29 protein-coding genes, 7 tRNA genes and 1 pseudogene are annotated in these 25,531 nt (G+C 70.5%); 13 read left to right on the plus strand and 24 right to left on the minus strand.

All coding sequences use genetic code 11. The annotated features are described in order from the left end of the window. Window positions 1-195: 195 nt before the first annotated feature. Window positions 196-684, plus strand: a complete 489-nt coding sequence (locus tag ACWGIC_RS35605; protein WP_452080326.1) for a DinB family protein — start codon at window positions 196-198, stop codon at window positions 682-684. Between the two features lie 12 nt (window positions 685-696). Here ACWGIC_RS35605 and ACWGIC_RS35610 read toward each other — a convergent pair whose 3' ends face one another. From ACWGIC_RS35610 to ACWGIC_RS35625, 4 genes and pseudogenes are all read right to left on the minus strand, one after another. Further along, window positions 697-1,578: an alpha/beta fold hydrolase gene (locus tag ACWGIC_RS35610; RefSeq protein ID WP_452080327.1), complete on the minus strand. Its 882-nt coding sequence runs from the start codon at window positions 1,576-1,578 to the stop codon at window positions 697-699. Window positions 1,579-1,621: 43 nt separating this feature from the next. After that, the gene (locus ACWGIC_RS35615; RefSeq protein WP_452080328.1) at window positions 1,622-2,200 is read right to left on the minus strand and encodes a TetR/AcrR family transcriptional regulator; all 579 of its coding nucleotides are present in this window, start codon (window positions 2,198-2,200) and stop codon (window positions 1,622-1,624) included. Between the two features lie 32 nt (window positions 2,201-2,232). Continuing rightward, a complete protein-coding gene (locus ACWGIC_RS35620) occupies window positions 2,233-2,634 on the minus strand; it encodes an NmrA family NAD(P)-binding protein (RefSeq protein ID WP_452080329.1) in 402 nt (133 codons plus the stop codon). A gap of 52 nt (window positions 2,635-2,686) precedes the next feature. Next, window positions 2,687-3,001, minus strand: a pseudogene (locus ACWGIC_RS35625) (NmrA family NAD(P)-binding protein); the annotation flags it as partial. A 125-nt stretch (window positions 3,002-3,126) separates the two neighbouring features. Between ACWGIC_RS35625 and ACWGIC_RS35630 the strand changes: the two are divergent. Beyond that, entirely contained in the window at window positions 3,127-3,666 is a 540-nt protein-coding gene (locus ACWGIC_RS35630) for a TetR/AcrR family transcriptional regulator (RefSeq protein ID WP_452080330.1), read from the plus strand. A gap of 124 nt (window positions 3,667-3,790) precedes the next feature. Beyond that, window positions 3,791-4,591 carry a pentapeptide repeat-containing protein gene (locus tag ACWGIC_RS35635; protein ID WP_452080331.1) on the plus strand — a complete coding sequence of 267 codons (801 nt, stop codon included), beginning with the start codon at window positions 3,791-3,793 and terminating at the stop codon, window positions 4,589-4,591. 244 nt (window positions 4,592-4,835) lie between these two features. Here the strand turns inward: ACWGIC_RS35635 and ACWGIC_RS35640 are convergent. The 9 genes from ACWGIC_RS35640 to ACWGIC_RS35680 all read right to left on the minus strand — a co-directional run bounded on the left by ACWGIC_RS35640 (window position 4,836) and on the right by ACWGIC_RS35680 (window position 6,675). Continuing rightward, window positions 4,836-4,906 (minus strand) — tRNA-Cys (locus ACWGIC_RS35640). Between the two features lie 136 nt (window positions 4,907-5,042). Further along, complete coding sequence (locus tag ACWGIC_RS35645; protein WP_452080332.1) at window positions 5,043-5,735, minus strand: Clp protease N-terminal domain-containing protein; 693 nt, start codon at window positions 5,733-5,735, stop codon at window positions 5,043-5,045. Next, on the minus strand, window positions 5,735-5,953 hold the full coding sequence (locus ACWGIC_RS35650; protein WP_452080333.1) for a helix-turn-helix domain-containing protein: 219 nt from the start codon (window positions 5,951-5,953) through the stop codon (window positions 5,735-5,737). Before ACWGIC_RS35650 ends, ACWGIC_RS35645 begins: the two co-directional genes overlap by 1 nt. Window positions 5,954-6,042: 89 nt before the next feature. Beyond that, window positions 6,043-6,116, minus strand: a tRNA-Lys gene (locus ACWGIC_RS35655). Window positions 6,117-6,133: 17 nt separating this feature from the next. Further along, window positions 6,134-6,205 (minus strand) — tRNA-Gln (locus ACWGIC_RS35660). Between the two features lie 4 nt (window positions 6,206-6,209). Then, a tRNA-Gln gene (locus ACWGIC_RS35665) sits at window positions 6,210-6,281 on the minus strand. Between the two features lie 107 nt (window positions 6,282-6,388). Further along, window positions 6,389-6,461 (minus strand) — tRNA-Asp (locus ACWGIC_RS35670). Window positions 6,462-6,496: 35 nt separating this feature from the next. Continuing rightward, window positions 6,497-6,570, minus strand: a tRNA-Arg gene (locus ACWGIC_RS35675). Window positions 6,571-6,602: 32 nt separating this feature from the next. After that, window positions 6,603-6,675: transfer RNA gene (locus ACWGIC_RS35680), tRNA-Gly, on the minus strand. 633 nt (window positions 6,676-7,308) lie between these two features. On the opposite strand from ACWGIC_RS35680, the gene ACWGIC_RS35685 reads away from it, so the two are divergent. Further along, window positions 7,309-7,836 carry a CGNR zinc finger domain-containing protein gene (locus ACWGIC_RS35685; protein ID WP_452080334.1) on the plus strand — a complete coding sequence of 176 codons (528 nt, stop codon included), beginning with the start codon at window positions 7,309-7,311 and terminating at the stop codon, window positions 7,834-7,836. Between the two features lie 9 nt (window positions 7,837-7,845). Here ACWGIC_RS35685 and ACWGIC_RS35690 read toward each other — a convergent pair whose 3' ends face one another. Together ACWGIC_RS35690 and ACWGIC_RS35695 are read right to left on the minus strand one after the other, a co-directional pair. Further along, the gene (locus tag ACWGIC_RS35690; RefSeq protein ID WP_452080335.1) at window positions 7,846-8,625 is read right to left on the minus strand and encodes an SGNH/GDSL hydrolase family protein; all 780 of its coding nucleotides are present in this window, start codon (window positions 8,623-8,625) and stop codon (window positions 7,846-7,848) included. 203 nt (window positions 8,626-8,828) lie between these two features. Beyond that, window positions 8,829-9,398: a TetR/AcrR family transcriptional regulator gene (locus tag ACWGIC_RS35695; RefSeq protein ID WP_452080336.1), complete on the minus strand. Its 570-nt coding sequence runs from the start codon at window positions 9,396-9,398 to the stop codon at window positions 8,829-8,831. A gap of 166 nt (window positions 9,399-9,564) precedes the next feature. Here ACWGIC_RS35695 and ACWGIC_RS35700 point away from each other — a divergent pair, with 166 nt between their 5' ends. Then, entirely contained in the window at window positions 9,565-10,908 is a 1,344-nt protein-coding gene (locus ACWGIC_RS35700) for an MFS transporter (RefSeq protein ID WP_452080337.1), read from the plus strand. Window positions 10,909-10,930: 22 nt separating this feature from the next. Here the strand turns inward: ACWGIC_RS35700 and ACWGIC_RS35705 are convergent, their stop codons facing one another. The 8 genes from ACWGIC_RS35705 to ACWGIC_RS35740 all read right to left on the minus strand — a co-directional run bounded on the left by ACWGIC_RS35705 (window position 10,931) and on the right by ACWGIC_RS35740 (window position 17,254). Next, window positions 10,931-11,512: a dihydrofolate reductase family protein gene (locus tag ACWGIC_RS35705; protein WP_452080338.1), complete on the minus strand. Its 582-nt coding sequence runs from the start codon at window positions 11,510-11,512 to the stop codon at window positions 10,931-10,933. Next, window positions 11,509-11,931, minus strand: a complete 423-nt coding sequence (locus ACWGIC_RS35710; protein WP_452080339.1) for a VOC family protein — start codon at window positions 11,929-11,931, stop codon at window positions 11,509-11,511. Before ACWGIC_RS35710 ends, ACWGIC_RS35705 begins: the two co-directional genes overlap by 4 nt. Before the next feature lie 175 nt (window positions 11,932-12,106). Then, window positions 12,107-13,453 carry an SPFH domain-containing protein gene (locus tag ACWGIC_RS35715; protein WP_452080361.1) on the minus strand — a complete coding sequence of 449 codons (1,347 nt, stop codon included), beginning with the start codon at window positions 13,451-13,453 and terminating at the stop codon, window positions 12,107-12,109. Between the two features lie 116 nt (window positions 13,454-13,569). After that, complete coding sequence (locus ACWGIC_RS35720) at window positions 13,570-14,004, minus strand: NfeD family protein (protein ID WP_452080340.1); 435 nt, start codon at window positions 14,002-14,004, stop codon at window positions 13,570-13,572. Window positions 14,005-14,096: 92 nt separating this feature from the next. Next, window positions 14,097-14,903 carry a DUF3097 domain-containing protein gene (locus tag ACWGIC_RS35725; protein ID WP_452080341.1) on the minus strand — a complete coding sequence of 269 codons (807 nt, stop codon included), beginning with the start codon at window positions 14,901-14,903 and terminating at the stop codon, window positions 14,097-14,099. Between the two features lie 58 nt (window positions 14,904-14,961). Next, window positions 14,962-15,861: a phosphotransferase gene (locus ACWGIC_RS35730; RefSeq protein WP_452080342.1), complete on the minus strand. Its 900-nt coding sequence runs from the start codon at window positions 15,859-15,861 to the stop codon at window positions 14,962-14,964. Further along, window positions 15,861-16,670: an SCO1664 family protein gene (locus ACWGIC_RS35735; protein WP_452080343.1), complete on the minus strand. Its 810-nt coding sequence runs from the start codon at window positions 16,668-16,670 to the stop codon at window positions 15,861-15,863. Before ACWGIC_RS35735 ends, ACWGIC_RS35730 begins: the two co-directional genes overlap by 1 nt. Window positions 16,671-16,678: 8 nt before the next feature. Beyond that, window positions 16,679-17,254 (minus strand): DUF3090 domain-containing protein, encoded by a 576-nt coding sequence (locus tag ACWGIC_RS35740; protein WP_452080344.1) that lies wholly within the window; start codon window positions 17,252-17,254, stop codon window positions 16,679-16,681. 130 nt (window positions 17,255-17,384) lie between these two features. Here ACWGIC_RS35740 and ACWGIC_RS35745 point away from each other — a divergent pair, with 130 nt between their 5' ends. The 6 genes from ACWGIC_RS35745 (at window position 17,385) to ACWGIC_RS35770 (ending at window position 22,187) form a co-directional block, all read left to right on the plus strand. Continuing rightward, entirely contained in the window at window positions 17,385-19,316 is a 1,932-nt protein-coding gene (locus tag ACWGIC_RS35745; RefSeq protein ID WP_452080345.1) for a prolyl oligopeptidase family serine peptidase, read from the plus strand. After that, on the plus strand, window positions 19,313-20,212 hold the full coding sequence (locus tag ACWGIC_RS35750) for a S66 peptidase family protein (protein ID WP_452080346.1): 900 nt from the start codon (window positions 19,313-19,315) through the stop codon (window positions 20,210-20,212). Before ACWGIC_RS35745 ends, ACWGIC_RS35750 begins: the two co-directional genes overlap by 4 nt. A gap of 6 nt (window positions 20,213-20,218) precedes the next feature. Next, entirely contained in the window at window positions 20,219-20,632 is a 414-nt protein-coding gene (locus tag ACWGIC_RS35755) for a TIGR03668 family PPOX class F420-dependent oxidoreductase (RefSeq protein ID WP_452080347.1), read from the plus strand. Between the two features lie 46 nt (window positions 20,633-20,678). Then, entirely contained in the window at window positions 20,679-21,347 is a 669-nt protein-coding gene (locus ACWGIC_RS35760) for a hypothetical protein (protein WP_452080348.1), read from the plus strand. Window positions 21,348-21,408: 61 nt separating this feature from the next. Further along, window positions 21,409-21,996, plus strand: coding sequence for a hypothetical protein (locus ACWGIC_RS35765; RefSeq protein WP_452080349.1), 588 nt, complete (start codon window positions 21,409-21,411; stop codon window positions 21,994-21,996). A gap of 2 nt (window positions 21,997-21,998) precedes the next feature. Then, on the plus strand, window positions 21,999-22,187 hold the full coding sequence (locus ACWGIC_RS35770) for a hypothetical protein (RefSeq protein WP_452080350.1): 189 nt from the start codon (window positions 21,999-22,001) through the stop codon (window positions 22,185-22,187). Between the two features lie 9 nt (window positions 22,188-22,196). Here ACWGIC_RS35770 and ACWGIC_RS35775 read toward each other — a convergent pair whose 3' ends face one another. Continuing rightward, window positions 22,197-22,676 carry a nuclear transport factor 2 family protein gene (locus tag ACWGIC_RS35775; RefSeq protein ID WP_452080351.1) on the minus strand — a complete coding sequence of 160 codons (480 nt, stop codon included), beginning with the start codon at window positions 22,674-22,676 and terminating at the stop codon, window positions 22,197-22,199. A gap of 140 nt (window positions 22,677-22,816) precedes the next feature. On the opposite strand from ACWGIC_RS35775, the gene ACWGIC_RS35780 reads away from it, so the two are divergent. After that, a complete protein-coding gene (locus ACWGIC_RS35780) occupies window positions 22,817-24,349 on the plus strand; it encodes a hypothetical protein (RefSeq protein ID WP_452080352.1) in 1,533 nt (510 codons plus the stop codon). 361 nt (window positions 24,350-24,710) lie between these two features. Continuing rightward, entirely contained in the window at window positions 24,711-25,529 is an 819-nt protein-coding gene (locus ACWGIC_RS35785; protein ID WP_452080353.1) for a hypothetical protein, read from the plus strand. Window positions 25,530-25,531: the final 2 nt, after the last annotated feature.

Here is a 25,531-nt window from a genome sequence, read left to right on the forward strand (position 1 = left end):
ACCCACACCCGGCCGGGTTGTGGTTGAATGCGTTCAGTCGCCGGTTCTTCCCGGCGGACCTCTCGCCTGCGGTGCTTTCTGGCCCGCGTCGGCGCGCTCCCGGTGAGCACTTCAACGATCCCGGCCTCGTCAGGCCGTCCCCGTCATGCGGACGCGTCCGCGAGCCCAGCCATGCCCGAGAAACGGAGTAGAGCCATGCCCACTGAACGCCTCACCAACGGCACCGAACGAGCACTTCTCGAAAACACGCTCGACCGCAACCGCGAAGCACTGGCGGAAACGCTCCGCGGCCTGTCCGAAGCCGACGCCCGGCGGCGGCTCGTCGCGTCGCTGTCGACGCCGATTTCCGTGGTCAAGCACGCCGCCGCGGCGGAACGGATCTGGTTCCAGCGGTTCTGGGCGGGCCTCGACGAGTCCGAATGCGACGGATACTCGAAGCGAGACCTGGGCACCTTCACCGTCGCCGACGACGAGACCGTGACCGATGTGATCGCCGAGTACGAGCGCGCCACCCAGCGGTCGCGGGAGATCGCCGCGCGCTTCGAACTCGACGACACCAAGGAGTTCCCCGGCGAAGGAATCATCAGCATGCGCTGGACACTGCTCGGGATGATCCAGGAATGCGCCCGGCACGCGGGACACGGCGACATCCTGCGCGAGCAGATCGACCATCCCCTGTCCTGACTCCCCGGCGGGCTACTGGTGCTTGGCGAGGAACGGCAGGAGCGCGTCGGCCATCTCGTCCGGCACCTCCTCGGCGAGGTCGTGCCCGGCGTCGAAAACGAGGCCGGTGACGTCGCGGGCCACGATCCGCATCTGGGATTCGGCGCGTTCGCCGATGAACGCCGACCCGCCGAGCGCCAGGACCGGGAGGTCCAGTTTCCGTTGCGCCGCTTGCCGGTTCTGCTCGGCGTCGACGAGCATCGCCCGGTAGATCGCGAGCATCGCGCGGATGCCGCCGGGCATCGAATAGCAGCGCACGTACTCCTCGATCGCGTCCGCGGTGGCGCTGTCCGGGCGGCTGCGCTCGAACTTGATCATGTAGGTGATCAGCTCGCGTTCGTGGCCGGCGATGAGCATTTCGGGGACGTCCGGCTGGAAGTAGAAGCCGAGATGCCACAGGTGCATGCCGCTGGCGACGTTTTCGGCGGTCAGCGCGGTGTGGTCCTCGAAGCCGAATCCGGGGAACAGCGCCTCGGCGAACACCAGGGACGTGACGCGGTCGCGGTGGCGGGCGGCGAGCTGGTAGCCGATCACCGCGCCCCAGTCCTCGCCCACGACCGCGTAGGTCTCGTGGCCGAGGGCGGCCATCAGCTCGGCGACGTCCTCGCTCATCGTGGCGGAGTCGTACCCGTCCGCGGGGCGGGCGGAATCGCCGAGGCCGCGCAGGTCCGGGACGACGACCGTGTAGTGCGGCGTGAGTTTCGGGACGAGGTGCCGCCAGTGGTAGCCGGTCTTGGGCACGCCGTGCAGCAGCACCACCGCGGGGCCGGAGCCCGCTGTCCGGTAGTGCAGGCTCGTTCCGTTGACCGTGGCGCGGCCGGTGCGGACTGGGGTTCCGTTGTGGTCGTGCATCATTTTCCTTTCTTGAGCGAACGATCCAGATTGAGGGCAGCAAAGCTCAGCCGAGGGCAGCCAGGGCTACCTCCACGAGGGGTTCGAGGGTTCGGGCGTCCGGAGTGATCTTCGCGGAGACCAGGAGTCCATTGAGGAACGTGACCAGAAAGGCAGCCAGCGTACGGGGATCGTGCCGGGCTGTGATCTCGCCGCGTTCCGCCGCGACGCGCAGCACTTCGGCGATCGCTTCCTGGCTGGCGTCCTGCATGTCCCGCACGGTGCGCCGGGTCGCAGTGTCCCCCGGCAGGCGCTCGCAGACCGCGTTCACCGCAAGGCAGCCCCGGCCATCGTCCGCCGCGGCGATCCGGACCCGCTCGACCAGCAGCGTCCGGATCGCCGAGCGGGCGTCGGCACCGTTTTTCAGGCTGTCGAGGGCGGTTGCCGCGAGCGTGGTGCGGTAGTGCTCCAGCGCGGCTCGGTACAGGCCGTCCTTGTCGCCGAAGGCGGCGTACAGCGACCCCTGCCCGATTCCCAGGTGCTGGGTCAGATCCCGCACCGAGGTCGCCTCGTAGCCGCGCGACCAGAACAGCTCCATCGCACGGCCCACCGCGGCCTCGGTGTCGAACTCGCGTGTCCGGACCATGGCCACAGCTTACGTCATTCTGGATCGTCCGCTCAAGAAAGATTTTGCCGGCCGAGCCAGGCGGCGAAGTCCAGCAAGTCCGGATGTTCCTCGCGCAGCGCCGGGATGTCCGCGTGCCAGCCGCCGCTGTTGGCGAAGTCGTAGCCCGCCACGGCGTCCGGATCGCGGACGGTCAGCGCCTCGCGCGGGATCGGCCGGTACGTGACGGGCTTGCCCAGCGCCCGCGCCATGGCCTCGGCGATCTGCGGCATGGTCAGCTCGTCTCCGGCCAGTTCGATCGTCCGCCCGGCGTACTCGGCCGGACGGGCGAAGGCCAAGGCGGCGAACGCGCCGATGTCGGCGGCCGCGACGAGCTGGACCGGCGATTCGGGCAGGAAGACGTCGGTCAGCACGCCGTCGCGCACGCCCATCTGCGGGTGGATCTGGTTCTCCATGAACCGCACCGGCCGAGCCGACGGAGGCGTACACGAAGGTCTGGACGTCGGCAGCTGCGGCGGCGTCCGCGACGTTGCGGCCGTAGCGGAGTTCGTCGTCGATGGTGAACCCGGGCGGCGTGCCGGGATATCCGAGCGTCGGCTGCACGCTGAAAACCCCGTCGACGCCTTTGCCGGCCGCGTCGAGCGAAGCGCGGTCTCCCAGGTCGCCGCGGACGAGTTCGGCACCGGCGTCCACGAGGGCTCGCGCGGCCGGTGCGCCGGGGTCGCGGACCAGGGCGCGGACGCGCTGTCCGGCGGCCAGCAGCGCGCGGGCCGTCGCGCCGCCCTGGGTGCCGGTGGCTCCGGTGACGAGAATGGTGGGCATTTTTCCTCCTGCTACCAGGCTTTCCCTGCTGCCGCAGCCCGGACTCCACTCAACCGGGGAGAGTCCCCGTTTTTCTTCGGTTAAGATACGGGGACAGTCCCCGATTAGGCAACCAGGAGACGGCGATGCGAGCCGACGCCCAGCGCAACTACGACCGGCTCGTGGCGTCCGCGCGGAACGTCTTCGCCGAGCGGGGGACCGACGCGCCGCTGGACGACATCGCACAGCACGCGGGCGTCGGGAACGCCACGCTCTACCGCCACTTCCCCACCCGACAGGCGCTGCTGGAGGCGGTCTTCCGCGACCACATCGACGCTCTGTGCCGTCAGGCCGCCGAACTGATGTCCGCACCGTCGCCGGGCGCGGCGTTGAAGGAATGGCTGGGCGAGGTCATCGCGCACGGGAGCGCGAAACGCGGGCTCGCGGCGTCGCTACTGGCCGCGCTGGGCGAGGAAAGCTCGACCTGCCGTGCGGCGGTTTTCGAGGCAGCGCAAGGACTTCTGATCCGGGCGCAGGACGCTGGCGAAGTCCGGTCAGGCGTTACGGTCGGGCAGGTGTTCAAACTGGTCAACGCCGTCGCGCTGGTCACCGAGACGGAACCGGACGCGCCCGGCCAGGCGGCTCGCCTGCTCGACCTGGTTTTTCACGGCCTCGCGACGCATTGAGCGCTACCGCCGTCCGTTCGTCTCGGCGACCTGTGGACCGCTTCCGCGCGTGAGCGGGCTTGCGTCGCCGTCAGCTGAGCGGCGACTACCCTGGACAGGTTCGCCCGCCTTCGCTGGAGAGACCTTGTCCGACCCCCGCACCCTGACCGCCGACTGCTCGAGCTGTTTCGCACTCTGCTGCGTCGCGCTCACCTTCACCAAATCCGCGGACTTCGCCATCGACAAGCGTGCTGGCGACCCGTGCCCGAACCTGCAGGCCGACTACCGCTGCGGCATCCACGATCGCTTGCGTCCCAAGGGCTTCGCGGGCTGCACCGCATACGACTGCTTCGGCGCCGGACAGCAAGTTTCGCAGGTGACGTTCGTCGGCCGGAGCTGGCGCGAGGCTCCGGAAACCCGCGAGCGGATGTTCGCCGCGCTGCCGGTCATGCGGGATTTGCACGAGCTGCTCTGGTATCTCACCGAGGCGCGTTCGCTGTCCGCGGCCCGCGAGATCCACGCGGAGCTGGACGCGGAGATCGCCGACCTCGAACAGCTGACAGCCGGGGACGCGGACGCGGTGCTGAAGATCGACGTCAACGCCCGTCGCGCCCAGGTGAATCCGCTGCTGGCGCGCACGAGCGAACTGGTTCGCGCGGGAGCCGGGCGCAAGAAGGAGCGCCGCGGCGCCGATCTGATCGGCGCGAAGCTCGCTGGCGCCGACCTCCGCAGCACGAACTTCCGCGGTGCTTACCTGATCGCGGCCGACCTCCGGGGCGCGGACCTGCGCCGCGCAGACCTGATCGGCGCGGACCTGCGCGACGCCGACGTCCGCGGCGCCGACTTCACCGGCAGCATTTTCCTTACCCAGTCCCAGGTCAACGCCGCCCGCGGCGACCACGAGACCAAGCTCCCGCCGCGGCTGGACCGCCCCGGGCACTGGTAGTCAGCGCGACCGGGTCGACCCCACGACCACGCCGCCGAGCCGGGCGATCCAGCTGCCGCACACACAACGCAGATACTCGGTCCGGCTCCCCGCGGACGCGGGCACGACAGCGGAGGCGGGCAGCTCGGCCAGGGGCCAGCCACAGCGAGGGCAACGGTTTTCTTCCATGGCTGCCATCGTGGAGTAATGGTTCAGTGCAGTTCAACCCTTACTGGTTCTGCACAGCGGAGCAGGACGATCGCGGAGGCCCGCCCGGGAGTCGAACCCGGAAATCACGGCTTTGCAGGCCGTGCCACGACCGTCGTGAAGCGGGCCGGTCGCGCGCCGTGGTGCCGATCCACGTTGGCGGGGCTTATGAGGCCTCGCTGGTTGCCGAACCGCGCGCGGGGTGCTGCTTCGCAGCGGAAATCGCGCCAGGAGCGTCCAATGCGGACAGATCTGCGCGCGGAAGTCAGGCGATGAGGGCGGCGACGGCGTGCGCCGCGGAAACAGTCCTCCCCGTCGTGCGCTGATAGCGCCGGACGAGGTCGCGTTGGCGGACCTGTTGCCCGAGCCGTCGCTCGGCTCGCAACACCGGATTGCGCCGCGGGACCGGGAAGGCCGCGGCGAGGCCGGCGAGCAGCGTTCGCTCGTCCACGCCCGCGACGTCGAACACCCACGAAGCGCCGGGATCGAGCGCGACCAGCACGAAAGCGAGATGCTCGGTCCGGTGTTCCCGTTCCCGGCGGGCGAGCGCGAGCCGCAGGGACGCCTCGTACGCCGCCTGCGCATCGAGTCCGAGCGGGGGCTTCTGCCGGGCGCATCGTCGTCGCGCTTCCGCCATTCCGAGCGGCAGCAACGGTCCCCGCGCTGGGGGGCGGTCGAGTACTGCCCCGGTCAGGCCGTGGAAATCGATCCCGAGCGGTGCCAGCGCTGCCCGGTCCGCGGCGGCGCCGGCGCCTGCGGGGGCAGCTGAAAGAACAGCCTGGCGAATCGCTTCGCCGGTCGCCCCGTGGTCCGCCAGCACCGCGGCGACGGAGCCGCCGCCTGCGGCGAGGGCGAGCAGGAGGTGCTCGCTTCCGGTGCGCGGATGCTCGAAGCCGCGCGCCAGTGCGATCGCCCGGCTCACGACCCGGCTCAGCTCAGGATGGTCTCCCCGGAACATCAGGCCCCCTCGGCACGGTGGTGCTTGCGATGCACGGTCTGCTTCGTGACGCCGAGGCGGAGTGCGATGTCCCGCCAGGACCATCCGTTCCGCCGCGCCGCCGCTACCTGCTCGGCCTCCAGCTGCTCGACCAGCGTGCGAAGCCGGGCTATCGCCCGCAGCCCGGCGTCCGGGTCGGTGCTGTGCACGGCCTGGTCGAGATCCGCGGCTATCGACATGGCCGTCAGCATATGCTGACGATCGATCGCCGGGCAACCAGTGCCCCCGGCAGGAGTCGAACCTGCGTTCCCGGCTTCGGACGCCGGAGTGGGCCGCCAGGGACTCGAACCCTGAACCCGCCGGGTAAAAGCCGGCTGCTCTGCGCGATTGAGCTAACGGCCCGGGGCGATGCGGGTGTGCTGCCCGTCGAGGGTTCGAACCTCGGTTTCCGCGTCCAGAGCGCGGCGTCCTGCCAGTTGGACGAACGGGCACGGGCTCCCGGTCCAGGATTCGAACCTGGGCCTGCGGATCCAAAATCCGCGGTGCTGCCGGTTACACCAACCGGGAACGAGTCGGATGCCCGCGGATCGAACGCGGTGTCTCCTGGTCCCGAACCAGGCGGGGTCGCCGATGCCCCTCGCATCCGGAGGAGGTCCGGCTCCGGGCCGGACCAGCGCTCACGACGGGACTCGAACCCGCGATCCCCGCATCGACAGTGCGGTGCCCTTGCCGCTGGGCCACGTGAGCAAGCAGGCGCCGGCGCTCCCCCGGCGCCGGGCCCGTACCCCTGCCAGGACTCGAACCTGGCACCTCCGCATTCGTAGTGCGGCGCTCTTTCCCGCTGAGCTACAGGGGTGTGCGTCCGGCGCCGAGACGCACCGGACCGCGAACGGCCGGAGGGCATCGAACCCTCTTCTTCGGTTTGGAAGACCGACGTGTCCGCCGAGTTCACCACGACCGCGTGAAACGCCCTGTCCAGGGCGCAGAGGTGAAGGAGGGAGTCGAACCCCCGATGCCGCTGACGGGCGCCCGGATCACCGCCGGGCGGGGCGGCCGCCGCCCCGTCTTCACCGTGCGGGTCCGGCGGCGGTCGGCCGCCGGACCCGGCGCTCGTCCTGGCCGCGGGTGAGGCGACGGGGACGAGTCTCGGAAATGTATTGCTCCGCTGTGCAGTTGTCAATGAACCGCGCCCGTCGCGAAATGGGCAGCAGGGAAATACCGTCGCGAAAAAGCGCGTCGGCCCGAATTAATTGCGCAAGAATGCCCTGACGAAAGAAGCCGCCCGGATCGGTTTCCCGACGGGCGGCTCCCGGTGCGCAGCGGCTGCTGCGTCAAGTCAGGGAGCGGACACCGTCCTGGAATCCGTCTTTGTGGCACATGCGGCGCTGATCGACCAGCGAACACTGCGCAGCGCGGACCGCGGCCGGAGATTGGCCTCGCATCTCCCGCATTCGCGTGTTCGTCATGTCCGCTCCTTCATCCGCTGTGGTGGAATCATCTTCGCCCACCGCGAAGCCGGGCGTCAATCTTATTTTCCGGAGAAACGTTTTCCGCCGGGCTTTCTTCCCGGAGCGGATCGTGCTGTAATGGTCGAGTGCACTTCAATCCTTACGGCGGCGCGGGCGCGCAAGTAGCCGCCGACCTGGCGACCCTTGCCCAGCGCGACGACGTCACGGCCGCCGAGGTGCGAGCGGCCGGACAGGCGCACGACATGGTGCTGCCGCGCATCTCCGCGGACGAGGCGGGGCAGATCCTCGCGTGGGGGCGGCGTCTGCACCGGGTGTTCGTCGCGGAGACGACGGCCGAGCGGGTCGCTCTCGTGAACGAACTGCTCGCCGTCGCCGCGTGCCGGCCGAATATCGCCAGTCACGACGGGAAAGCGCCGCACCTGCACTACTCCAGCGAAGGCGCGGGGGTGGTCGAGCGGTTCCACGCCTACACTGCGGGCGGGCTCGCGCATCTGGTGTGCGAGGAGCCGCACCGTCTCGGCGTCTGCGCGCGCGAGGGGTGCGACGTCGCGTTCGTGGACACCTCGCGCAACGGGCGCCGGCGGTTCTGTTCCACTCGCTGCGGCACGCGGGTCAACGTCGCCGACCATCGCGCGCGGCAGCTGGCGGGGTAGGCAGCGGGGTCAGTCGGCCGCTTTGACGGTCTCGGCGAACGGCTGCAGTTCGGGGTACTTCGGGGCGATCGTGTCGCCGGAGGATTCGCCGCGCAGGCGACGGCCGATCCAAGGCAGCGCGTGCTCCCGGCCCCAGCGGAGGTTCGCCGCGCGCTGTTCCCGCGCGGACAGGCGGGGGCGCGGGCCGAGCGCGGCATGCGCGAGGCTGTGCTGCACGCCCAGCGCGTCGAGGACGGCGATGGCGATTTCGGTGTGCCCGGCGGCGTTGAGGTGCAGACGGTCCGGGGACCACATGCGACGGTCCCGCAGCTGGCGCATCGACCACATGTCCACCAGCAGCGTTTCGTGCCGGGCCGCGATGCCGCGCACGTGCTCGTTGTAGATCGCGACGCGGCCGCGGATCTGCCGGAACAGGGCGTCTTCCACCCCGTCGACCCCGGTGAACAGCAGCACCTGCGCCCCGGCCGCGCGGAACCGGGCCACCGCGCGCTCGTACGAGTCGGCGAGGCTGTCGACGTCGACCCGCGGCCGCATCAGGTCGTTGCCGCCCGCGTAGACGGTGACGAGGTCCGGCTTCATCGCCAGCGCCGGTTCGACCTGCTCGTTCAGCACCTGCGGCAGAAGCTTCCCGCGCACCGCCAGATTGGCGTACCGGAACCCGGGCTCGCTCGCGGCCAGCACTTGGGCGACCCGGTCGGCCCACCCGCGCACCCCGTTGCGCGCGGACGGGTCGTCGTCCCCGACGCCTTCGGTGAACGAATCGCCAATACAGACTAAGCGGTTGGTCATTGCCTCAGTTTAGGCCCGGCTCCCCCGCCTCGGTCACGGTGCCCGCGCACTACGGCGCAGCCCTGGCGAGGGCACCCCGGAGAGCCTGCGGCGCAGACAAGACGTGTTGCGGGCGCGGAGGAATTCACACTGTGCCCGACGTGCGCGGCAAGCTGGCAGCCCGTGCCACCGGAAACGACGGACCTGCGGCTTGCTGGCCTGACTCAGGGGCGGAGGCCGTCGAAGAGGATCGCGATGGTGCGGTCGCGCAGTTCGCGATCGGCCCCGACGTGCTCGGCCGCCTTCGCGGTTCCGATGATCACCGGGATCAGCTCGGTCGTGGTGACGTCGCGCCGCACCGCGCCGCTGTCCTGCGCGCGGCGCAGGAGCACGCCGAGAGATTCGCGCAGCCGCTCCCCGATCACCGAACCCGTGCTGGGCACGCACACGCCGGCGGAAGTGAGCGCTTCGAAGTAGGCGTTCTTGGCGCTGGACATCTCGATCCAGCTGGTGAGGAAGGTGAAGAACGCGGCCCCGGCGTCGGCGGCGTTCTGCGCGACGACGGCGTCCGCCTCGTCGACGAACCGGTGCAGCCGCGCGTAGAGCACGGCTTCCAGCAGAGCTTCTTTCGTGGGGAAGTGCCGGAACACCGTGCCGATGCCGACGCCGGCCTCGCGCGCGACCTCCTCGGTCGGCGCACCGGTGCCCTTCGCCGCGAACACCGTCTCGGCGGCTTCGAGCACCTTCGCGCGGTTTCGCCGCGCGTCGGCGCGCAGCGGTTTGTCCTCCGTCACGGCTGTGATGGTAGTCGCGCGTCCCGGCCGCGCGGCGCCCGATCCAGGTCGGTGCGGCGCGGCGGAAGGGCGGAAACAACCCGTCCGGAGCAAGGGTCAGGAATCGTCAAACCTCTGCCGCTCATCCACACTATGGTGTGACGACCGTCACGAGAGGTGCACGACCATGACTCTAGGCGACAACGAAGTCACCCAGTCAGTCCAAGCTTCCTCCGGCGACCGCCGGGTGCAGGTATGCCGGGCGGCCCTGGCCGGTTCGATCGGCACCACGATCGAGTGGTACGACTTCTTCCTCTACAACACCGCCGCGGCGTTGGTCTTTCCCCATCTGTTCTTCCCCGCGTCCTCCTCCTACGCCGGGGTCATGCAGTCGTTCGCCACCTACGCGGTCGGGTTCGCCGCCCGCCCGGTCGGCGCGGCGATCTTCGGCCATTGGGGCGACCGGCTGGGCCGCAAGGCGACGCTCATCGTGACGCTTCTGCTGATGGGGCTGTCGTCGGCGGTGGTCGGCCTGCTGCCCGGGGCGGCGACGATCGGCATCGCGGCTCCGCTGATCCTCGTGCTGCTGCGCCTGGTGCAGGGCATCGCGATCGGCGGCGAGTGGAGCGGTTCGGTGCTGCTCGCGATGGAATGGGGCGATCAGCGACGGCGCGGGCTGCTGGCAAGTTTCGCCCAGGTCGGGGTCCCGGTCGGACTTGTGCTCGGCACCGGCGGGATGACGCTGCTGTCCGCGACGCTGTCCCCGGAAGCCTTCTCCTCGTGGGGCTGGCGGATCCCGTTCCTGCTGAGCCTGGTCCTGGTCGCGATCGGCCTGGTGATCCGGCTGCGGATCCTGGAGACGCCGATGTTCGCCGCCGCGGTCGCGGCCAAGCGCACCTCGAAGGCCCCGGTGAAGGATGTCGTCCGGCACCACTGGCGGGAGATCCTGCTGTCGGCCGGGCTGCGGTTCAGCGAGCAGATGCCGTTCTACCTGTTCACCAGTTACGTCCTGGTCTATGTCGTGCAGCGGCCGGAGTTCAGCAAAACCTTCGTGCTCAACGCGGTTCTCGTCGGCGCGGCCGCGGAGCTGCTGCTGATCCCGCTGTTCTCGCAGTTTTCCGACCGGATCGGCCGCAAACAGGTGTATCTGACCGGCGCGGTGCTGACCGGGGTGATCGCGTTCCCGTACTTCACCGTGCTCACCCACAGCGGCCACGCGATGATTTTCCTGGCGATCATCCTGTCGCTGGTGGCGCATTCGATGCAGTACGGCCCGCAGGCGGCGCTGATCGGCGAGAGCTTCCCGACGCACCTGCGCTACGGCGGTGCGGGGTTGGGATATCAGCTGGCGTCGGTGTTCGCAGGCGGCCCGGCACCGCTGCTGGCGACCTGGCTGCTGCACACCACCGGAACGCCGTACTCGATCTCGATCTACATCGTGGCTTCGGTCGTGGTGACCGTCGTTTGCGTGCTCGCGCTGCCGGATCGTTCGAAGGCCGACATCGACGATCTCAGCGTGTACGCCCGCTGACCGCAGCCGCGTAGTCCGGACCTCACCGGGCGGTCCGGACTACGCGGTAACGGAGATGGGTGACGCCGCGGCCTTCAAGCCGCCGCACGGGCTCGAGTTCGACGTGGCCGAGCCCGGTCGGTTCGAACAGCCGCCGTCCCTCGCCGAGCAGCACCGGGACGAGGTGCAGTTCGATCTCGTCGAGCTGGTCCGCTGCCAGCAGTGCCTGCGCCGCGCCCGCGCCGTGGACCAGCACGGCTCGATCTCCCGCTTTGGCCCGGGCCTCGTCGGCGCACGCGTCGACGTCGGTGTAGAACTTCGCGCTGCCCGGTGGTTTGTCGGCCGGGTCGACGTGGTGGGTGAGCACGTGGATCGGGACGCCGTCGTGGTGGTCGCCGCGCCACCGTTTGGCCAGCTCGAAGGTGCGGCGTCCGGAGATCACCGCACCAGTCGCCGACGCCTCGGCGTACACCTGGCCGTTGACTCCCTCCGACATCCGGTCGTCGAGCCAGTCGAACAACCGGAATCCGTCGCGGCCGAGTTCCTGGCCGGGCCGGTCGTCCGGCCCGGCGATGTAGCCGTCGACCGACACGGACATGTACAGCCGCACTGGTGTCCTGCTCATTTCTCACTCTCCTTTTCGAGGAAGTCGGCGGCGGTCATGCCGTCGGCGTGGCCTGCGGGCCACTGGACGAGTTCGATTCGGCGACCGTCCGGGTCGGCGAGGAACGTCGTCTTCATGCCCTGATCGTGTTCGTGCACCGGGGAGATCGGCTCGATCCGGCGGGCGGTCAGCACGGCGAGCGTGTCGGCCATCGACTCGACCTGCACGACAAGGTGGCTCACGTCGGTGCCGCGCTCGACCGGGTTTCCGTCGTGCACCAGTTCGACGGCAACGAACTCGTCGCCGGGGAGTTTGAGCATGGTCAGCTGCCCGATCGGCGTCTCGGGCACCGTGCCGACGACCTCGTAGCCGATCGCCGTGTAGAACGCCAGTGATCGGTGGAGGTCGGTCACCCGCAATCCGATGTGCAATGTCCGCACTCCAGTTCCTCCTTCGCGCGTACCCAGCCTGCTGCGACCCGCTCTCACTCACGCGTCGATCGCGCGCCGCCGGATTCGACAACCAGGCGCGAGATTCTTTGACGGATCGCGATCTATGAAAAAAAGGGGGCTGTCGCACCGGAAATCGGTGCGACAGCCCCCTTTCGGGAAGCGATCAGCGCTGCGGCGGGGGCCCGCCCTGCGGTCCGCCAAACGGCCCCTGCTGCGGGAACGGCCCGCTGCCCGGCGCGTGCCCCGGCCCCTGCGGTCCGCCGAACTGCTGCGGCGGCGGGCCCTGGTACGGCCCGCCCTGCGGCGCGGCCGGAGGATGCGGCTGCGGAAGCGACTGCTGCTGCTGAGCGGGCGGCGGCGTGCTGGGCTGCTGCGGCCGCTCCGGCGGGGCGGGCGGCTCCTCTTCCCGCACCGGTTCCGGCGTCTCGGCCTTGCTCGCCCCGATCGCCCGGCGCGGGTGCTCGGACGAAGCGCCCAGCGGTCCGTCGACCTCCTTGCGCGCCACCGCTTCCGCGGCTGCCACGGCTTCGGCGACCTTCGGGTCGCTGCTCGTGTCGAACCAGCCGGCGACCTCGTCGTCGTCGAGGTCCGGCTTGTCCGGGGTGTCGTCCTTCGGCGGCTCGTACCGGAACACGCCGTCGTCGCCGGGGGCGCCCAGCGCGCGGGCGAAGCCTTCGAGGGCCTTGCCGTAGTCGCTCGGAATCATCCAGACCTTGTTCGCGTCGCCCTGCGCCATCTGCGGCAGCGTCTGCAGGTACTGGTAGGCCAGCACCTCCGGCGTCGGGCGGCCGGCCTTGATCGCCGCGAACACCTTCTCGATCGCCTTCGCCTGGCCCTGCGCCTGCAGGTAGCGAGCGGCCCGTTCACCCTGTGCGCGCAGGATCCGCGACTGCCGTTCCGCTTCCGCGGCGAGGATCGCGGCCTGCTTCTGGCCTTCCGCCGCGAGGATCTGGCTCTGCTTCTGGCCTTCGGCCGTCTTGATCGACGATTCCCGCTGGCCTTCGGCGGTGAGGATCATCGCGCGCTTCTCCCGGTCGGCGCGCATCTGCTTTTCCATCGAGTCCTGGATGGAGGCGGGCGGCTCGATCGCCTTCAGCTCGACGCGGGCGACGCGGATGCCCCAGCGGCCGGTGGCCTCGTCGAGCACGCCGCGCAGCTGGGTGTTGATCGAGTCGCGGGAGGTCAGCGTCTCTTCCAGGCTCATCCCGCCGACCACGTTGCGGAGCGTGGTGGTGGTGAGCTGCTCGACGCCGATGATGTAGTTCGAGATCTCGTAGACCGCCGCGCGCGAGTCGGTGACCTGGAAGTACACGACGGTGTCGATGTTCACCGTCAGGTTGTCCTCGGTGATCACCGGCTGCGGCGGGAACGAGACGACCTGCTCGCGCAGGTCGATCCGCGCGCGCACCTTGTCCAGGAACGGGACGAGGAAGGTCAGGCCGGGCGAAGCGACCGTGCGGAACCGGCCGAGCCGCTCGATCACCGCCGACTGGGCCTGTGGCACCACCATGATCGCCTTGACCACTGTGATGATGACGAACAGAGCCAGCAGCGCGACCACGACGATCGCTATTGTCGACAAGAGCGTTTCCCCTTACCTAGTACCGTTTTTCCTCGGACGGAGCCTCACGAGACGATGTCCACCACGGCCGTGGCGCCGGAGATCTCGACGACCGTGACGCTGGTGCCCGGGGCGATCGGCGGCTGGGATTCGTGCACGGCGCGCGCCGACCACACCTCGCCGCCGATTTTCACCTGGCCGGCATCGTAGTCCACAGTGGACACCACGACGGCGCGGGAGCCGACCAGCGCGTCGATGCCGGTCGGGATGCCCGACCCGGACAGGAAGCGGCGTTTGAGCGCCGGGCGGACCAGTGCGAGGAGACCGACGGAGCTGACCGCGAACACGGCGACGTCGATGAAGATGTTGCCGGTCAGCGCTTCCGAACCGGCTCCGAGCAACGCGCCGATGCCGAGCATGATCAGCACGAAGTCCCCGGAGATCACCTCCGCGATCATCAGGACGATGCCGATGATCAGCCAGATCAGAGCCGCTGCCATGCCCTCATGCTCTCAGATCGCGTCGCTTCGCACCGGGCAAGCTACTCGACGTGACCGACGCGTGACCTTGTATTTTCCCGGCAAACCGGACACTACGGAGCGTCGTCTCCCGGATCGGTCACGAAGTCGATGAGCCGCTCCACCGCGCCGATCAGCGGTGTCTCGAGGTCGCGGAAGCTGCGCACCCCGGCGAGCACGCGCTGCCAGCCCTCGTACGGCTCGCCCCAGCCGAGCGCGTCGCAGATGCCGGTCTTCCATTCGGTCCCGCGCGGGATCTCCGGCCAGGCGCGGATGCCGACCGACGCCGGTTTCACCGCCTGCCAGACGTCGATGTACGGGTGGCCGGTGACCAGGACGTGCTCGTCGCGGATCTGCCCGACCAGCCGGGATTCCTTGCTGCCTGCCACGAGGTGGTCAACGAGCACGCCGAGCCTGCGGCCGGGCCCGGTGCCGAATTCGGCGATCCGGTCGGCCAGTACGTCGACGCCGTCCAGCGGTTCCACGACGACGCCCTCGACGCGCAGGTCGTGTCCCCAGACTCGTTCGACCAGTTCGGCGTCGTGCTTGCCCTCGACCCAGATCCGGGAGTCGCGCGCGACCCGCGCCTGCAGGCCCTGCACGCGGACCGAGCCCGACGCCGACACCTGCCGGGCGGGGGCGGCGGCCTTCTTGACCGGCACGAGCGTGACCGGCTTTCCTTCCAGCAGGAACGCGGCGGGCGCGAGCGGGAAGACCCGGTGGCGGCCCTTGGCGTCCTCGAGGACGACATTGCCGTACTCGATTTTCACCACCGCGCCGCAGTAGCCGCTGGCCGGGTCTTCGACCACGAGCCCTGGCTCGGCGGGGACCTCCGGCACCTTGCGCTTGCGGGGGCCGGACAGCACGTCGTGATAGCGCACGGTCGGGCACGTTATCGGCGCAGCGGCGGGTCGTCCCGCCGCCACGCCGGGGACGGGTTCAGCTCGCCATCCGCAGCACCGCGTCCGTGAACGGCGTCGGCCCGCCGCGGCGAAGCGGGCCCATCGCGACCAGCGGGGCCAGCGCGACGCACCACGCGCGCACCCGGTCTCCGTCCAGATGCGGCAGCTTGGCGATCCCGTCCTCCACCGCGCCGCCTTCGGCCATCGGCAGCACTGCCCAGTCGACCGCGTCGAAGGCCGGGTCGCCGACGCACGGGCGCGGGTCGATCGCGACGGCTCCGCGGTCCGGTCCGGCGTCGAGGACGTTGCCCGGGTGCAGGTCGCCGTGCACAAGGGCGATCGGGCCGCTGGCGGCGAGTTTCTCGGACCGGGCGAGGCCGGTGCGCAGCGACTCCAGCGGCAGGTGCGCTTCGGCCGGGGACCCGGCGAGGCGTTGCTCGGCGAGGCCGAACATGAACCGGACGCGTTCGAGCTGCGTCGGGAACGGACCGGCGGCGGGGACGCCGTGCACGTCGGCGAGCAGCTCGCCGATCTGGTCCCACGGGACGTCCGCGCCGCGTCCGGTGAAGGTGTCCCCGGGTTCGAGTCCTTCGAGCAGCACCGCGCCGTGGTCGAGGTCGGCGTCGAGGATCTGCACGACCCGCGACAGCCCCGCCCACGAGCCCAGCGCGGTGGCCTCCGCGGTCGCGATCGCGCGGTCCGGGCAGAGTTTGAGCACCTTCAGCTTTCCCTCGCCGTCGCGGCAGAGCAGGGTGCGGCCGGTGTTGCCGGACCGGGCTTCGGCGACGGTGAGACCCCACTGGCGGCAGAGCCGGTCGACGAGCGCGGGCAGCGCGTCGCACCAGGCTTGCGCGGCCGGGCCGAAGCGGCTGACGAGGCGGGCGCGGGCGGCGGCGTCCAGCAGAGCGTTGTCGGTGTTGGTCACGGGCCCCGCCATCAGAACAGCGGCCAGGGGATCGCGCGCCAGTCGTCGCCGGGCTCGGGGAACACCGCCTCGGCGAGCAGATAGTCGGTGCGCTGCGAGAGCGCCCGGATCTCGAAGGCGGTCAGGTGTTCGCCGAGTTCCGCGCCGAGGCGGCCGTCCAGGTCCGCGCGGAGCTTCCGGAGTTTCTCGACGGCGTCCTCGGGCAGCCGCTCGCCGATCCAGCCCCACAGCACGGTGCGCAGCTTCGGGTCGGTGTGCAGGCAGATGCCGTGGTCCACGCCGTAGACGTGCCCGTCGGTCCCGGCCAGCAGATGCCCGCCCTTGCGGTCGGTGTTGTTGACGACGATGTCGAGCACCGCCAGCTCGCGCAGGTCCGGGTGGTCGGCGTGGACGAGCACCGCCGGTTCACCGAGCCGGTCGTGCGCGTGCAGCACGGTGCGCCAGCCGTCGGGGACCTCGTCGGGCGGGCAGACGTCGACCACTTCGGCGTCCTCGTCGGTTTCGACCCACAGCTGCACCATGCCCGGTCCGAACGGGCCTTCGCGCAGCACGGTCGGCGGGACCGCGCCGAGGCCGCAGGCGTCGGAGATCATCGCGGTCGCGACCTCGCGGCCGGCGAGGGTGCCGTCCGGGAAGTCCCACAGCGGCCGCTCCCCCGACACCGGCTTGTACACGACGCGGCCGGTGACGCCGTCGAGTTCGATCGCGCAGAACAGCGTGACGTTGGAGGCGTCGACCAGCCTGCCCTCGACGTCGATGCGGCCGCGGGAGACGAAATCGCGGGCGGCGGGGTCGGCGGGCCCTGGCGCGGTGTTCGCCACGGCCGCCCTCAGTCCTCGGTCACGTCGACGTCGCGCCGGTACCCGTTCTGCCGCGGGCAGATGTGCCCGGCCGGGTCGAGCGGTTCGCCGCACAGCGGGCACGGTTTGCGGCCGGCGTTGACGACGCGGTCGGCGCGTTCGGCGAAGGCACGGGCGGCGACCGGGGTGAGGAACACGCGGACCGCGTCCGGGCCCTCCTCGGTGTCGTCGAGCACGACGGTCTCGTCGATTTCGCCCTCGGTGATCGCGAGCAGTTCCACGACGACCGCGCCGGAGTCGGCGTCCCAGCCGAGCCCCATCGTGCCGACCCGGAACTCCTCCTCGACCGGCACCGCGAGCGGGTCCACGTCGACCTCGTCGTCGGGGGCGTGGGCGGGCACGTCGGCCCCGAACCGGCTGGCGACCTCCTCCAGGAGCGACCCGAGCCGCTCCGCGAGGACGACGACCTGCTGTTTTTCGATCGTGACGCTGATCGTCCGCACGTCCTCCGTCGCCTGGAGGTAGAAGGTGCGGTCGCCGGGCTCGCCGACCGTGCCGGCCACGAACCGGTCGGGCTTGCGGAAGACGTGGATTACGCGTGACATAGCGTCTTCGACCCTAGGCCACGGACGCATGATCGGCATCCGCCGCCCCGGGTTGAGAGAAGTTCGCGCGCGATTCCTGCGCGGTGCGTGCGGATCCGGACACGCAGCGGATCCTCGTTAGGCTTTCCGGGTGCCTCGCATCTCTCCTCATGGAACCTGGACCTCTCCCGTCACAGCGGCTGACGCCGCGGCCGCCGGCGGCGGCGCGCAATGGCTCGCCGCGGTCGACGGCGCGCTCTGGTGGGCGGAGGCGCGGCCTGCCGAAGGCGGCCGCGTCGCGCTCGTGCGCGCGCTTCCCGGCGGCGGCGTCGAGGACGTGCTTCCCGCGCCGTGGAACGTCCGGAACCGGGTGCACGAGTACGGCGGACGGCCGTGGCTCGCGGTCGACGGCGTCGTGGTCTTCACGCATTGGGCCGATCAGCGGGTGTACGCGTTCAAGGACGGCGAGGTCTCCGCGCTGACTCCGGAACCGGCCACGCCGCAAGGCGTCCGGTACGGCGATCTGCGGCCCGGCCGCGCGGGCGAGGTGTGGGCGGTCCGCGAGCGCAGCACCGGGCCGCGGCGCACGGACATCTCCCGCGAGCTGGTCGCGATCCCGCTGAACGGCTCCGCCGAACGGGTGCTGGCCGAAGGGCACCGGTTCTTCACCGCGCCGCAGCTGTCGCCGGACGGCGCGCACGCCGCGTGGATCGCGTGGGACCACCCGGCGATGCCATGGGACGGCACCGAACTGTTCGTCGCGCCGGTGGCGGCCGACGGTTCGTTCGGGGACGCCCGCGTGCTGGCGGGCGGGCCGAAGGTCGCGGTGTGCCAGGTGGCGTGGGAGACCGCCGATCAGCTGCTCGTGCTCGCGGACCCGGACGGCTGGTGGAACCTGCATCGGGTCGGGCTGGACGGTTCGGCGGTCAATCTCGCGCCGGCGGAGCGCGAGCTGGGCGGTCCGATGTGGAAGCTCGGCACCAGCTGGTTCGCCCCGCTGGGCGGCGGGAAGCACGCGGTCCTCGACTCCGGCCGGGCGGCGATCCTGGACGAAAGCGACGGTTCGGTGACGCGCGTCGACACCGAACTGACCGTGTGGTCGTCGAGCGGACTGGTCGCGACGCCGGACGGGATCGCCGGGATCGCGGGCGGGCCCCGGCACGAGAGCGCGGTCGTAGTGCTGGACCCGGCCACCGGGCAGTGGCGCGCACTCACGCCGCAGCCTGCCTCGCTGCCGCCCGCGGAGTACCTGCCGGTCCCGCAGGAGCGCGTCTTCACCGGGCCCGACGGCGCGGAGATCCCGGCATACGTGTTCCCGCCGACCAACCCGGACTTCGTCGCGCCCGAAGGCGAACTGCCGCCGTACGTGGTCCACGTGCACGGCGGGCCGACCGGGCACAGCGACGAATCGCTCGACCTGGACTTCGCGTACTTCACCAGCCGCGGCATCGGCGTCGTCGCGGTGAACTACGGCGGCTCGACCGGATACGGGCGGGCGTTCCGCGAGCGGCTGCGGGAGCAGTGGGGCGTGGTGGACGTGCGGGACTGCGCGGCGGTCGCCGAAGCACTGGTCGCCGAAGGGATCGCCGACCGGACCCGGCTGGGCATCCGCGGCGGCAGCGCGGGCGGGTTCACCTCGGCGGCGTCGATCACGATGACCCGTACCTACGCCGCGGCGACGGTGAAGTTCCCGATCCTCGACTTCGCCGGCTGGACCGGCGAGGGCGGCGAGACGCACGACTTCGAGTCGCAGTACCTGGTCAGCATGGTCGGCCCCTATCCGGAAGCGGCCGACCGGTACCGGGAGCGCTCGCCGATGACGCACGTGGGCTCGCTGGCCGGGCCGGTGCTGTTCCTGCAGGGGCTGGAGGACGAGATCTGCCCGCCGGACCAGGCGGACCGGTTCGTCGCCGGGATCGACGGCAGCGGGATCCCGCACGCGTACCTGCGGTTCGAGGGCGAGCAGCACGGGTTCCGGAAGGCAGAGACGATCGTCGCCGCGCTGGAGGCGGAGCTTTCCTTCTACGGTCAGGTGTTCGGCTTCGAGACTCCGGACGTGCCGCGGCTGGAGCTGTCCCGGTGAGGCCCGCCAGACTTTCCGCCGGGGACACCGTGGCGCTGGTCGCGCCGTCTGGTCCGGTGCCGCAGGACCTGCTGGACGCCGCGCTGCCGGTGCTCCGCGGCTGGGGCGTGAAGGTGCGGATCGGCGCCGGGGTGCGGGCTTCGGGACAGTCCTACCTGGCGGCGCCGGACAAAGCGCGGGCGGCGGAGTTCACCGAGGCGTGGCTGGACCCGGAAGTCCGGTGCGTGCTCGCCGCGCGCGGCGGCTACGGCGCGCAGCGGATGCTCGATCTGGTGGATTGGGACGCGCTGCGGGCGGCCGGGCCGAAGGTGCTGGCCGGGTCGAGCGATGTGACCGCGCTGCACCGTGCCGTGCACGCGCGGCTGGACCTCGCCACGCTGCTTTCGCCGATGCCGGCGAGCGTGCTGTTCGACGAAACCGCGTCGGAACATCTGCGCCGGACGTTGTTCGAACCGGATCACACGCGGGTGCTGCGGGCCAGGGAGCCGGACGTGGTCGTGCCGGGCCGGGCGCTGGGCGTGCTGGTCGGCGGGAACCTGTCGCTGCTCGCGTCCGGGATCGGCACGGCCGAGCAGGGGTCCGCGCGCGGCGGGATCGTGCTGCTGGAGGACGTGACCGAGAGCCCGTACCGGATCGACCGGATGGTGACGCAGCTGTTGCGTTCCGGCTGGTTCGACGGCGTGCGCGGGATCGTGCTGGGTTCGTGGGCCGCGTGCGGCGATCCGGCGGAGGTCCGCGAACTGCTGGCGGAACGGTTGTCGCCGCTGGAGGTTCCGGTGCTGAGCGGGTTCGGCTTCGGGCACGTCGCGGGGTCGCCGACGCTGCCGCTGGGCGTGTCCGCCTCGCTCGACACCGAACTGGGCACGCTGACCCTCGGCTCCCCCGCGCTGGACTGAGCCCCGATGCGACTGTCCACTGTGGAAACCCGGGCGCGGTTCGCCGCCGCGCGGGTGGCCCGGCTCGCCACCGCGGACGGTCGCGGGGTCCCGCATCTGGTGCCGGTGACGTTCGCGGTGCGCGGCGACACGGTCGTTTTCGCGGTCGACCACAAGCCGAAAACCACGACCTCGTTGCGGCGGCTGGCGAACATCGCGGAGAACCCGTCGGTGTCCTTCCTGGCCGACGAGTACGACGAGGACTGGTCGCGGTTGTGGTGGGCCCGGGCGGACGGGGTGGCGCGGGTGGTCGAGGACGCTTCGCGGGCTTCGTACGCGGAGTGGCTGGCGGAGAAGTATCCGCAGTACGCAGAGAGGCCGCCGGAGCACGCGGTGGTCGTGACCGAGGTGCGGACCTGGCGGGGCTGGGCCGGGTCGTAACACTGGACTGAAGTCTGGCGATCTTTCTCCCGAAATGGGGAGGATCATGCGTATTGCGCTTGGGGCGGCCGGGCTCGTCCTGTTGGTCGCGGGGTGCGCGGCCGAGGTTCCGGAGGCTGCTCCGGCGCCGAGTTCCGCGACGTCGGTGCCGCCGTCCAGTTCGGCGGCGGCTTCGGCTGCCCCGGTCGCGAAAGACCTCACCAAGTATTTGCCCAGCGAAGAACAGCTCTCCGCGGCGGGTGCCCGGTCCATGCGGAAGCGGCTGCCGTACCTGGTCGGTTCCCACACTCCGCTGCGCCTCGTGCGGGCGTGCGGCGCGGACCAGCCGTGGGATTCCGCCGCACAGAACGGCGCGCAGGCCGAGTCGGTCACCGACTACGTGCAGATCCAGCAGCTGCTCGCCGAGTACCAGGGTTACTCCGGGGAGCAGGTGGTCTCCGGCCTCGGCAAAGCGCTCGACTGCGGAAAAGCTGTGGTCAACGACGAGGAACTCGCGGTGAAGACGCGGTTCACGGTCCCCGGGGTCGCCGATCCGCAGCTCGGGTTCTGCGGGCAGTTCCGGAGTGTTCGGGTGGCCGGGTGCGTGCTGGTGCTCGCCCACGGCGACCGCGCCCTCGCGCTCACGTCCGTCGGCTGGCGCGCGAACGCCGCCGAACAGCAAGCCGAGCTGAAACGGCTGGCTCCGACCTTTGCCGCCGCGTTCGACCAGGACTGACGGGCAGGGTCGTAACGGCGGGTGGCGGCTTGGCGATCTTTCTCGCGTGCGGAGGGGGATCATGGGCGCTGCGCTCGTCGCGGCAGGGCTTCTTCTGCTCGCGGGTTGCGCGGGCGGGGCTTCGACGTCGGCGGGTTCCTCCGCGCCCAAGGACCTCGCCAAGTACTTGCCGAACGAAAGGCAGTTGAGCGACGTGGGGGCCGAGCTGGGAAAGTCTCCTGCTTCCTTTGCCGCCGAGTGGATCAACCCGCTGCACCTTGTGCCGCCGTGCGAAGGCAAGCGACCTTGGGAGTCCGCGCTGCGAAGCGATGCGCAGGCGACTGCCAGAACCGGAGAGCTGCTCGTCTGGCAGCTCGCGGCCGAATACGACGGGTATACCGGAGAGCAGGTTCTGTCGGCGGTCGACCAGGCGCTGAACTGCGGCAAGGCGGTGGCCCTGCGGTTTTCGGCCCCGGGTGTCGGCGACCCGCAGCTCGGGTTCTGCCAGCGGTTCCGGGAGGCCCGGATGTCCAGTTGTGCCTTGGTGTTCGCGCACGGCGAGCGGGTGCTCGCGATCCGCACCGACAGCACGACCACGGACGCGGTGGCTCAGCAGTCCGAGCTGAAACGGCTGGCTCCCGTGTTCGCCGCGACGTTCGACCGGGACTGACGATGGCCAAACGACGCTACGTGGCCCGGGGCGTGCCCGGCGGATACCAGATCTGGGACAACCGCTCCCGCCGCTGGTGGGGCGAGGCGTACCAGCTCTGCCCGGACGACCTGGTCGCCGCGCTCAACAGCGGCGCGGACCACGCGACGGTCACCAAGCTGATCAACCGGTACCGGGCGGCGAAGCGCTGATCCGGTGTCTCAGCGGGTCTGCGCCAGGTCCCCGAAATACCCGGTCCGCCACAGGATCTGGGTGCGGACTTCGGTGATGCGCCAGTCGTCCCCGGTCTGGCGCAGGTCCGCGGTGACGACGCCGCCCGCGGTGAACGCGCGGTCCTCCATGCGCACGGTGACCGGGCGGTCTTTCCACAGGTGGATCGCGACGATATTCGCCCGCACTTCGGCGGCGGCGCCGTCGAAGTCGACGTCGTGGCCGGTGAGCAGGTGCTGGCTCGCCTCGAAACGGGCGAAGCTGCGGGCGTGGCTGTCGGCGATGTCCGCCGGCCCGGTGATCTCCGCGCCGCCCGGGCGCACGATCTTCCCGTCCGGCGCGAAAATGCGCCGGAACCGCGGCGGGTCGAATTTCCTCTCGTCGACAGCGCGGTAGTAGCTGTTGAGGGTGCGGACGATCCGGGCCGTCGCGAGCAAGGCGTCGAGTTCGTGCTGATCCGTTTCCTGCACCGGCTTCTCCCCTCAGGATTCCGCTGTCCGGTTCATCGTGCCGTGTCCGGACGGCGTGGCATCATGCTGTGACGGCGGTCGCACTCCCGGTGCGGCCGCGGTGCGCGTCGGGGGGCGTTGTGGGATGTGCGATTGCGGTCGTGATCGTCGTGGTGCTGATCGCCGCGGCCGCCGACAGCGATGTCGACCACGCGGTGACCGGCGGGTTCAACGTCGTCATCTGGATCGCGCTGATCGGCGGCGGTCTCTGGCTCGCGTCGAAGGCGTACGAGAAGAACAAGGCGTCGATCGCGGCGAACACGAAGGCCGCCAAGGACAAGACCTGTGCCGAACGGTCGTCGCGGGCTCGCGACTGGCAGCAGCAGACCAGGGACGCGAAGCTGCCCGGACCGCGGCATCCGGGTCCGGTGCGACTGCCCTTGATCGGCTCGGCGCGCGAAGCGGTGCCCGACGCGGACCGGGCCCGGCGCACGATCCGCGAGGTGCTCGCCGCCCTGACGGTCGGCGTCGCCGACGAGGCCCGTGCGCGTGCGGAGGTCCTGCGCCCGCCGGTGGCGCGGCTGTGCGAGCCGGGGCGTTTCCTGCAGGAGCAGCAAGACCACGGCCGGTACGAAGTCTGGTGGGGTCCGGAGCGCGAAGGCATCCGCCCCACCCGCGAAACGGTCAGCCGGATCAAAGACCTGCTCGTCTGGGCGTCCGCCCGCCGGAACCTGTTCTCCGGCATCCATCCCGAAGCGGAACGCCTGCTGGCCGCGGTCAGCGGTCCGCTGGCCAAAAGGTTCCGGGAAACCCTGAGCACCCGTTACGGGCGAGCCGACGACGGCGCCGGAATCGCGGTGCTCCCGCCCGGCGAATGGGAAGCCTTCCTCGGCGACCTGCACAGCGCGGTCGTCGCGGTCGCCGACGGGCTGGCCGCGCTCCCCCTGCCCAAGCTGCTGCCGCTCATGCACCGGCCGCAGGAAGCCAGGTTCAAGGAGCACGTGTCGGGCGAGGCGATGGAACAGGATCTGAAGGCCTTCATCGGCGACACTGCGAAACTGAAGGAGGCGGCGCTCACCGGGACGTGGCCGCTCCGGTTCGGCTCCTCGTGGCAGCTGGACGGCGGGGTGCTCGACGGGTTCGTGACCGAGGAGATCCGCCGTCGGCTGGCCAAGGGCACCGAGGGCTTCGAGTTCGTGGCCCGGTGGAGCACCGACCGGCTCGACGCCGACAGCTTCGCCCGCGCCTATCTGGCATACGTGACCATCGCACTCGACTATCTGACGGAGGTGCTCGGCAACATGGCCGACTACAAACGGGATTCCGCGCCGCAGTCCGGCCACCGCATCGAAATCGGCGGCGACGTGACGCACAGCAACTTCATTCTCAACAGCACGGTCCGCGACATCACGACCGTGCTGGCCCCGGTCGCGGGCCGCGACGACCGGCTCGCCGAGGCGATCGAAGCGCTTTCGGCCGCGGTGCGCGAGGATCCCGATCTGCCGGACGACGAGCGCGAGGAACTGCTGTACCACGTCAAGGACATCGCCGAAGCCGCCGCCGAACCCGGCGAGAAGCAGAAGCGCGGCCGGGCGAAACTGGCGCTGAGCGCGGTGACCGAAGCCGCCAAATCCGGCGCGCAGCTCGCGCAGACCGTCACTGCCTGGCACGACGTGCTGAGCAAGATGTTCTGACGCCGCCGGGTATCCCGGCCGGGGCAGGCGGCGTCAGGATGGCCTGGTGGGCAACGGAAGCAACGACCCCGGCGAGGTCGCGGCGCGGCAAAGGGCGGTCGCGGCGTCGGGCGATCGGGCAGCGGCCGGTGCCGGAGCTGCGACCGCGCGGCCATCAGGTCGTCGTGGACAGACGGACTTCGGGCTTAGCGCGCGTCGATCTGGCCGAGCGCGAAGCGACGTCACCGGCACGGTCGCGCGCCCGCGCCTGACGCTTGACCGCATTCGGAAAGACTCTTACCTTTGATCCACCAGACATCGGATGTACGACGCCGCCGGCCGATGTGCCCCTTTCGTTCCTGTTCGGAAAGGACACACTGTGATGCCGGAGATGCCGGAATCCCCTGGTTTCCCGCGCCGGACGGCGCTTCGCACGATGGCCGGGGCGGCGCTCGCCGTCCCGGCTCTGGCCGGTCCGCTGGCCCGGTTCGCCTCGGCCGCGAGCCCGTTGTGGCATCCCGTTCCGGCGAAGGACGGGCTGAAGGCGTTCGAGGGTGTCGAGGCGGATCGCGGCGGTCTGCATCCGGGCCGGAAGTACGTGGTGGTCGAGGGCGATCACTACCGGTTCAACATCTGGCGCGACGACCGGGACACCACCGGCGGCGGGGACCGGCAGCGGACCGAGACGAAAGGCATGGTGCAGAACGGTTCCGCGCTGAAGATGCGCGACGGCGAGACGTGGACGCTCTCCTACGAGATGTTCGTCCCGGCGAGCCTGCACGGGACGAGCCGGTTCACGCACATCTTCCAGACCAAGACCCCGGCGACGAACGCGGGCCCGTGGGTGACGCTGGATCTGGTCCGGGACGGCGGCACGGAGATGATTTCCGCGCGCGCGTACGCGAATCCGGGGTCGCCGTCGATCGCGGCGGCGAAGCTGGCTCCGTTGCGGGACAAGTGGATCACGATCGAGTGGACGTTCACTCCGGGCGAGGCGGGAGCGGCGGCCTGCGTGATCCGCAGCGGGACCGGTGCGGGTGCGCCGATCGCCGCGCAGGGCCGCAAAACCGGGGTGAAGCTGCCCGCTCAAGGCGACTATGTGCGGCCCAAGTGGGGCATCTACCGTTCGGTCGAGAGCGCACAGTCGGACATTCTCGACACGTACCTGCTGTTCCGGAACTACCGGGCGGACCGCAAGTAGCC

This window comes from Amycolatopsis sp. NPDC054798 (genome assembly GCF_053611505.1).